Annotated in this window: 8 protein-coding genes and 1 pseudogene (1 of these 9 cut by a window edge); 7 read left to right on the plus strand and 2 right to left on the minus strand. The window is 72.0% G+C overall.

Annotated features, from left to right (window positions below; genetic code table 11):
* Positions 1–149 precede the first annotated feature (149 nt).
* The 3 genes from ACFSL4_RS02585 (at position 150) to paaI (ending at position 2104) form a co-directional block, all read left to right on the plus strand.
* Positions 150–833, plus strand: a complete 684-nt coding sequence (locus ACFSL4_RS02585) for a type 1 glutamine amidotransferase domain-containing protein (protein WP_381077963.1) — start codon at positions 150–152, stop codon at positions 831–833.
* Between the two features lie 68 nt (positions 834–901).
* On the plus strand, positions 902–1543 hold the full coding sequence (locus ACFSL4_RS02590) for an HAD family acid phosphatase (RefSeq protein WP_381077835.1): 642 nt from the start codon (positions 902–904) through the stop codon (positions 1541–1543).
* A gap of 123 nt (positions 1544–1666) precedes the next feature.
* Positions 1667–2104, plus strand: coding sequence for a hydroxyphenylacetyl-CoA thioesterase PaaI (gene paaI / locus ACFSL4_RS02595; protein ID WP_381077838.1), 438 nt, complete (start codon positions 1667–1669; stop codon positions 2102–2104).
* Positions 2105–2198: 94 nt separating this feature from the next.
* Here the strand turns inward: paaI and ACFSL4_RS02600 are convergent, their stop codons facing one another.
* Both ACFSL4_RS02600 and ACFSL4_RS02605 read right to left on the minus strand, forming a co-directional pair.
* Positions 2199–3479 carry a cytochrome P450 gene (locus ACFSL4_RS02600; protein ID WP_381077840.1) on the minus strand — a complete coding sequence of 427 codons (1281 nt, stop codon included), beginning with the start codon at positions 3477–3479 and terminating at the stop codon, positions 2199–2201.
* A 16-nt stretch (positions 3480–3495) separates the two neighbouring features.
* A complete protein-coding gene (locus tag ACFSL4_RS02605; RefSeq protein ID WP_381077842.1) occupies positions 3496–4851 on the minus strand; it encodes a glutamine synthetase family protein in 1356 nt (451 codons plus the stop codon).
* A 351-nt stretch (positions 4852–5202) separates the two neighbouring features.
* Between ACFSL4_RS02605 and ACFSL4_RS02610 the strand changes: the two genes are divergently transcribed.
* The 4 genes and pseudogenes from ACFSL4_RS02610 to ACFSL4_RS02625 all read left to right on the plus strand — a co-directional run.
* On the plus strand, positions 5203–5391 hold the full coding sequence (locus ACFSL4_RS02610) for a ferredoxin (RefSeq protein WP_381077845.1): 189 nt from the start codon (positions 5203–5205) through the stop codon (positions 5389–5391).
* 2 nt (positions 5392–5393) lie between these two features.
* Positions 5394–6602 (plus strand): NAD(P)/FAD-dependent oxidoreductase, encoded by a 1209-nt coding sequence (locus ACFSL4_RS02615; protein ID WP_381077847.1) that lies wholly within the window; start codon positions 5394–5396, stop codon positions 6600–6602.
* Between the two features lie 12 nt (positions 6603–6614).
* Positions 6615–7421, plus strand: coding sequence for an acetoacetate decarboxylase family protein (locus ACFSL4_RS02620; RefSeq protein WP_381077849.1), 807 nt, complete (start codon positions 6615–6617; stop codon positions 7419–7421).
* A gap of 29 nt (positions 7422–7450) precedes the next feature.
* A pseudogene (locus ACFSL4_RS02625) lies at positions 7451–7615 on the plus strand (aldehyde dehydrogenase) (it continues 1309 nt past the right edge of the window).

The raw sequence follows: 7615 nt of genomic DNA on the forward strand, positions 1-7615 counted from the left end.
CCCCGGGACACAGGCGGCCGCCGACGTGACGGGCAGACGCACGCCGGCGTGGGCGAAGACGTCGGTGTTCCCGCCGGTGAGGTTCTCGCCGTCGGATCCCGTTCGCCACCGAGCGGGCCGGAACCCGTCCCGCCGCCGATCCCCGACTGCTGACGGGCGTGCTGTTCGGGCGGCTCGGCGCCGAGCCCGAACCGCGGCGGTACTACGAACAGCTCACGGCTGCACCGGAATTCTCGGCCACGGTGTCCTGGGACTCCCCGGACGTGACGGGGTTCGACGGGTTGCTCCTGCCGGGCGGGCACGCGCCCGGGATGCGCCAGTACCTGGGGTCCGCGGCGCTGCAACGGCAGGTCGCGCGGTTCTGGGGGCTGGAGCGGTCGGTCGGCGCGATCTGCCACGGCGTGCTGGTTCTCGCCCGGACCCGCGACGCCGGCACCGGCTGCAGCGTGCTCGCCGGGCACAGGACGACCTGTCTGCCGAAGTGCATGGAACGCACCGCGTACCTCGCCACGGCCTGGCGCCTCGGCCGCTGCTGCCGCACCTGTCCGGCCTACGTGGAGGACGAGGTGCGCTCGGCGCTCACCGACCCGGACGCGCTGTTCGAACGCGGGCCGCGGGAACTCTCACCCGGCGCGGCACCGCCGAGGACGACAGGCACGCGTTCGTGGCCGAGGACGGCCGCCATGTCTCGGCGCGCCGGCCAGGGGACGCGTATCTCTTCGCGCGGCGGTTCCTCGCACCGCTGCGGGGATGGAGACCCGGCCATTCGCGCGTACCGGCGAGTAACTATCTACCAATCGGTAACCCTTCCGTGGTCCGTCGTCCATTCTTAGGCATGAGCATGTCCAGTGCGGCGGGGGTGCGACGCCCCTGCCGCTTTCGCACGGGAGAAGGGACGGGTATGACAGGACGTGGTGTGGGGCGCCGGATCGGCGCGGTCTCGGCGGTCGTGGCGCTGGGGATCGGTGGCACGTTCACCGCCGCGCAGACCGCCTCCGCGGCTCCGGCCGCGACCACCGCGAGCGTGGCCGCGGTACAGGCGTCCGGGGTCGACTACGCCACCTGGCAGGCGGACGTGAAGGCGGTCATCGACCAGGCGCGGCCCTACGTCGAGCAGCGCACCGCGAACGCAGCCGGGCAGCAACTCGCGATCGTCTTCGACATCGACAACACCGCGCTGGAGACGGACTTCCACCCGTGGTACGCACTGCCCACCCCGGCCGTGCAGCCGTCCCTGCAGCTGGCGCAGTACGCCAAGTCCCGCGGTGTCGCCGTCTTCTTCGTCACCGCGCGCCCCGGCATCATCGAGGCCGAGACCAAGTGGAACCTCAAGACCGTCGGCTATCCGGTCGACGGCCTGTACGTGCGTGACCTGCCGGATCTGTTCGACAAGGTCAGCGAGTACAAGACGGGCAAGCGCGCGGAGATCGAGGCGCGCGGCTACACGATCATCGCGAACGTCGGCAACAACGACTCCGACCTGGTCGGCGGTCACGCCGAGCGGACCTTCAAGCTGCCCGACTACGGCGGCCGGCTGTCCTGACGGTCCCCTCCGCGCGCCCGGCGCCGGCAGGGGGCTCCACCTCCGCGCCGGCGCCCGGGCAAGGGGTATGCTGCTGACCGAATATTCGTTCGGTGGCTGGTGTGACTGGGGTGGTGACGCGCGATGAGCCGTGCGCAGGAGTCCGTGCCGTCCGCGGCGGAGACCATGTTCGCGCGGGACCACGCGTCCCGAGGGCTCGGCATCGAACTGCTGGAGCACGCGCCGGGATCCGCGGTGCTGCGGATGACCGTGACACCGGACATGGTCAACGGCCACGGGATCGCCCACGGCGGCTATCTCTTCCTGCTCGCGGACACCGCGTTCGCCTGCGCCTGCAACGGCCACGGCCCCGTGACGGTCGCCGCCGCGGCCGACATCGACTTCGTCGCACCCGCTCACGAGGGCGACGTGCTCATGGCCACGGCCCGGGAACGCGCGACGTTCGGCCGCAGCGGCATCTACGACGTCCGTGTCCTGCGCGGCGACCAGGTGATCGCCGAGTTCCGGGGACGCAGCCGCACGCTGCGCCCGACGGGGAAACCGCTGCCGACGGGGGAGTGAGGGCAGCCCGGTCGCGTGCGCGCCCCACGGCCACGGCCGCGGCGGGCGCCCCGGGGCCGTGACCACCGCCCTCGGGAGGTGCGCGAGGTGACGCTCAGGCGAGCGTGACCTCCACCGGCAGGCGCTTGATGCCGTTGACGAAGTTGGACCGGACCCGCGCGACCTCGCCCGTGAGGCGGATGCCGGACAGGCGCGGGATCAGTTCCTCGAACATGATCCGGATCTCGGTGCGGGCGAGCAGATTGCCCAGGCACAGATGGGGGCTGCCCTTGCCGAAGGTCACGTGGTCGTTGTTCCGCCGGGTGACGTCGAAGTCGTACGGGTTGCCGAAGACCTCCTCGTCGCGGTTCCCGGACGCGTACCACATCACGACCTTGTCGCCCTCCTTGATCCGCTTGCCGGCGAGTTCGACGTCACGGGTGGCGGTGCGGCGGAAGTGGTAGACGGGTGAGGCCCAGCGCAGGAACTCCTCGACGGCGCCGGGGATGAGGGAGGGATCCTCCCGCAGGCGGGCGAGCTGATCGGGGTGCTGGATCAGGGCCAGCATGGAGTGGGAGATGGTGTGGCGGGTGGTTTCGTTGCCGGCCACCACCAGCAGCAGGAAGTAGTTGTCGAAGTCCCGCGGCGAGAGCGGGACTCCGTCGCGCGGCGTCTGGTTGACGAGCCGGGACACCAGGTCGGTGCCGTCGCCGCCGCGCCGCTGCCGGGCCAGCTCCCGCCCGTAGGCGAAGACCTCCAGCGCGGCGGGGGAGCGGAAGGGCAGGTCGCGGTACTTCTCGCTCTCCTCGCTGTGCAGGAGCACGTCAGCGTAGTCGGGGTCGGTGTTGCCGATGATCCTGTTGCCCCACTCGATCAGCCTCAGGTTGTCCTCCGGCGGTACGTCGAGGAGACGGGCCAGCACATTGATGGGGAAGTCGGCGGAGACCTCCTTGACGAAGTCGAAGCGGCCCTTCGCCAGCGCGGCGTCCAGGGTCTTCGCCGTCAGGCCGCGCAGGAAGTCGGTGTAGCTGTTGACGACGCCGGCGCCGAACTGACGCTGGATCAGGCTGCGCAGCGCGCGGTGGCGGACGCCGTCCAGTTCCAGGATCGAGGCGCGCTTCGCGATCTGGTCGTCGTCGACCTCTTCGAGGTTGACGAACCTGCTGGAGGTGAAGGTCTCCGCGTCACGGTCGACCCGGGCGATGTCCTCGTGCCGGGTCACCGCCCAGAAACCGGAGTTGGGCGCATCCTCCGGCTGCCAGTGCACCGCGTCCTGGTGGCGCAGGGTGTGGAACATCCGGTAGGGCGTGACACCGTCGGTGAAGTTGTCGAGGTCGGAGAGGTCGACGTCCTCCAGGGGCATGGGTTCGCGGACGTCGGCGAGCGTGTCGGTCATGGATGGCTCCTGAACATCACAGGTGGTAGGCGTACTCGGTGAACTCCCAGTCGGTGACGTGCCGTCCGTAACGCTCGGCTTCGTCCCGCTTGTAGGAAAGGAAGGAAGTGGTGAAGCCCTTGCCGAGAATGTCGGTGAGGGCGGTGTCCGCCTCCAGCGCGTCGAGCGCCGCGGACAGGCTCGTGGGCAGCATGGCGGACCGGGCGGTGTCGTAGCCGTAGCCCTCCAGCGGGGCCGGCGGTTCCTCGCCCGCCAGCACGCCGAGGAGCGCCGCCGCGCAGGCGCCCGCGATCAGCAGGTAGGGGTTGGCGCTGGCGTCGCCGAGCCGCAGTTCCAGGCGTGTTCCGGCACCGCGCTCGGGCGGTATGCGGACCATGGCGCTGCGGTTGTCCAGGCCCCAGTCGATCAGCCAGGGCGCCAGGGTGTCGGGCCCGAAGCGCTTGAAGGAGTTGACGGTCGGGTTCGCCAGGGCCGTGAGCGCCGGGGCGTGGGTGAGGACGCCGGCGATGGCGTGGCGCGCGGTGGCGGACAGGCCGTAGGCGCCCGCGGAGTCGTCGAAGAGGTTGTGGCCCTCGTGGTCCCGGCAGGACAGATGGAGGTGGAAGCCGGAGCCGCCGGCGTCGTTGAAGGGCTTCGCCATGAAGGTGGCGAGCCTGCCCTCCTTCCGCGCCAGTTCCTTGACGGCCGCCTTGAACCGGAAGGACCGGTCGGCGGCGGCCATGGCGTCGGAGTGGGTGAGGTTGATCTCGAACTGGGCGCTGTCGAACTCGTGGTTGCCGCTGCTGACGCCTACGCCGAGATCGCGCAGCGGCCGCAGGACGCGCAGCAGGTGGTTGTCGGGGTCGGCGCGCAGCCCGGAGGTGTAGACGTTGCCCGGATGGTCGCTGTAGCGGCGCCAGCCCTGCGGCGCGTCGGGTGCCGGTTCGCACAGGAAGTACTCCAGCTCCGGGCCGGCCACCGGCAGCAGTCCGTGCTCGGCGCACCGGGCGAGTACCCCGCGCAGCAGGTCGCGGGGCGACTCCGGGGCGGGCCGCCCGGTGGCCGGGTCCGTGACGTCGCCCAGACAGGCGGCGACCCCGGGCTCCCACGGCAGTGCCACGAGCGTGTCCAGGTCCGGCCGGACGGCGATGTCGGGCAGGCCCGCGTCCAGGCCGCCCGTCACCGGCACCACGCCGCCGCGCGGGGTGGTGTGGTAGACGGCCCGGCAGAAGGCGAGTCCGTGCTCGCAGGCCGCCGGCAGGTGGTCCAGCAGGACGTCACGGGCGCGGTCGGTGCCGAGGAGGTCGGGGTAGGTCACCCGGACCACGTCGATGCCCTCGGCGGCGAGCCGGTTCAGATGCCGGCGGACGGATGGGGTGTCGGGTGCGCTCACCGATGTCTCCTCGAGCGGGGGATGAGGGGGCGACGACGCCCGGCGGCCTCGCGGGCCCGGGCAGGGGCGGGCGTCGGATGCGGGGCGGGACGGGAAGCCGCGGCGTAGTCGTTTGACGCCAAACGGTAGGAACGCGGGGGCTTTCCCGCAAGAGTACGACCGAAAAAATTATCCATCCGGATAGCTATTGACCCGGGTGCGGTGGCTTCCTATGTTGTTTGAAGCCAAACGAGTCGGGGGTGCGGCCATCCGGTCCGCACCCCTGTGGCCGGGGCCCGGCCCGCAGCCGGGCCCCTCTTTCTTCCCTCCCCTCTCCCCGCTCCGGCGCCCTCACTCCCAGGAGGAACGGCCATGAAGGTCGTCGTCGACATGAACAAGTGCCAGGACCACGGCCAATGCGTCTTCGCGGCACCCGACGTCTTCCGGTTCGACGGCACCGGCCGCCTGGCCTACGTCGGCGAGCCCGACGACGCGCTGCGCGACGCCCTCGAGGAGGCGGCCGACGTCTGCCCGCTGCAGGCCATCCGGATCGAGGGCTGAGCATGAGCCCGCGCATCCTGGTGGCCGGCGCCTCCATGGCGGGCCTGCGAGCCGCCGAACACCTGCGCTCCGCCGGGTGGACCGGGGCGATCACGGTCGTCGGCGACGAGCCCCACATGCCGTACAACCGGCCCCCGCTCTCCAAGGAGGTCCTGGCCGGAAAGGCGCCCTTCGCGTCCCTGGCCTTCCGGCCCCGCGCGAGCGTGGCCGACGTGGAGTGGCGCCTCGGCAGGAAGGCCGTCGCGGCCCGCCTCGCCGAGCGGACCGTCCGCCTCGACGACGGCGAGACCCTCCCGTACCGCGGCCTCGTCATCGCCACCGGCATGCGGCCCAGGCGGCTGCGCTGCCCGGGACCGCTGGCCGGCCGGCACACGGTCCGCACGATCGAGGACGCCCAGGGCCTGCGCACGGAGCTGACCCGGCCGGGCGCGCGGGTGGTCGTGGTGGGCGGCGGTTTCATCGGCTGCGAGGTCGCCGCCACCGCGGTCGGCCTCGGGGCGGCCGAGGTGACCGTCGTCGATCCGCTGCCGCTGCCGATGGTGGGCCCCCTCGGCCAACTCCTCGCCCGTGCGCTGCTCAAGCGGCACGAGGAGCGCGGGGTGCGCTTCGCGCTCGGCACGGGCGTGTCCGCCTTCCGGGGCGGGGAGCGGGTCACGGGCGTCGTCCTCGCCGACGGGCGCGTGCTGCCCGCCGACGTGGTGGTGGAATCGGTCGGCTCGGCCGCCAACACCGAGTGGCTGGAGGGCAACGGGCTCGATCTGAGCGACGGCGTCCTCACCGACGACCAGCTGCGGGCCGGCGGACGCCCCGACGTGGTCGCCGTGGGCGACGTCGCCCGGTTCCCCAACGCCCGGTACGACGAGGTGCCGCGCCGTGTCGAGCACTGGTGCATACCGACGGACAGTGCCAGGCACGCCGCGAAGGTGCTCGTCGCCCGTCTCACCGGCGCCGACGCCGGCGTGGCGCCGTTCACGCCGCTGCCCGCGTTCTGGAGCGACCAGCACGACTTCCGCCTCCAGTCCTTCGGCGCGCCCGCGCTCGGCCGGGACGACACGCGGGTCCTGGACGGAGCCCCGGACGGGGACGTCGTCGTCGGTTACCACCGTGCCGGCCGGCTGGTCGGCGTCGTGGCCCTCGGCGGCCGGTCCGCCGTGTTTGCCGCGGCCCGCTATCGCGCCCAGCTGCTCCAGCACTCCGCCCTCACCGCCTAAGGACATCCCGCCATGACCACCGTCCGTGGTTTCTTCACCCCCAAGACGGTCACCGGCGCCTCGTCGCTGATCCCCTCCCCGCCCTGGCGTTACTCCGGCGACCTGCTGACCGTCGAGTACCGCACCGACCCCGACCGGGTACGCGAACTGCTGCCCGCTCCGCTGGAGCCCGCCGAGGAGGACCCCGGCGCCGTGGCCCTGATCTGGGCCGACTGGCAGTCCTGCGGCGCCTCGGGGGAGGAACTGCTGGACCCGGTGCGCTCCCAGTACAAGGAGGCGTTCGTCGTCGTCCGCTGTACGTACCGGGGCCGTACCTACTCCCGCTGCGTGTTCATCTGGGTCGACAAGGACTTCGCTATCGCCCGGGGGCTGCACCAGGGCTACCCGAAGAAGCTGGGCTCGATCCACCAGACCCGCCCCCATCCGTACGGGCCCGCGCCGCGTATCGAGGCGGGTGCCCGCTTCGGTGCGACCCTCGCCGCCGCCGACCGGCGCCTAGCCCAGGCGGTGGTCACCCTGCGCGAGCCGTCGGAGACGAACGGCTTCGTCAACGGCCACCCCATGGCACACCACCGCTGGCTGCCCTCCGTCGAAAAGGGCGGGGGACCGGCTCTGGACGAGTTGATCGAGTCCGGCGCCGCCTTCTTCGAGGCGGGACAGGCCTGGCGCGGCGACGCCGAACTGGAGCTGTTCGAGGCGCCTACCGAGGAACTGGCCCGCCTGGAGATCCGCGAGCCGATCGCCGCGTACTACCGCCGGGTCGGCGTGGTCTGGGACGGCGGGCGGCTGCTGGAGTCCGGTACGTCCGGCGCCGAGTGACACCGAACCGAAGAAGTTGGAGACCGGACATGACCGACCACACCCTCACCGTCGCCGGAGTCACCGTCGACACACGGCACTGGATCGGCGGTGAGCGCGTCGCCTCCGGCGAGACCTTCACCGATGTCTCGCCGATCGACGGAAGCGTCCTCGGGGAGATCTCCCGGGGCACCGCGACGGAGGCGGGGGGCGCC

The organism is Streptomyces caeni, assembly GCF_042678285.1.
GTDB classification, from domain to species: domain Bacteria; phylum Actinomycetota; class Actinomycetes; order Streptomycetales; family Streptomycetaceae; genus Streptomyces; species Streptomyces caeni.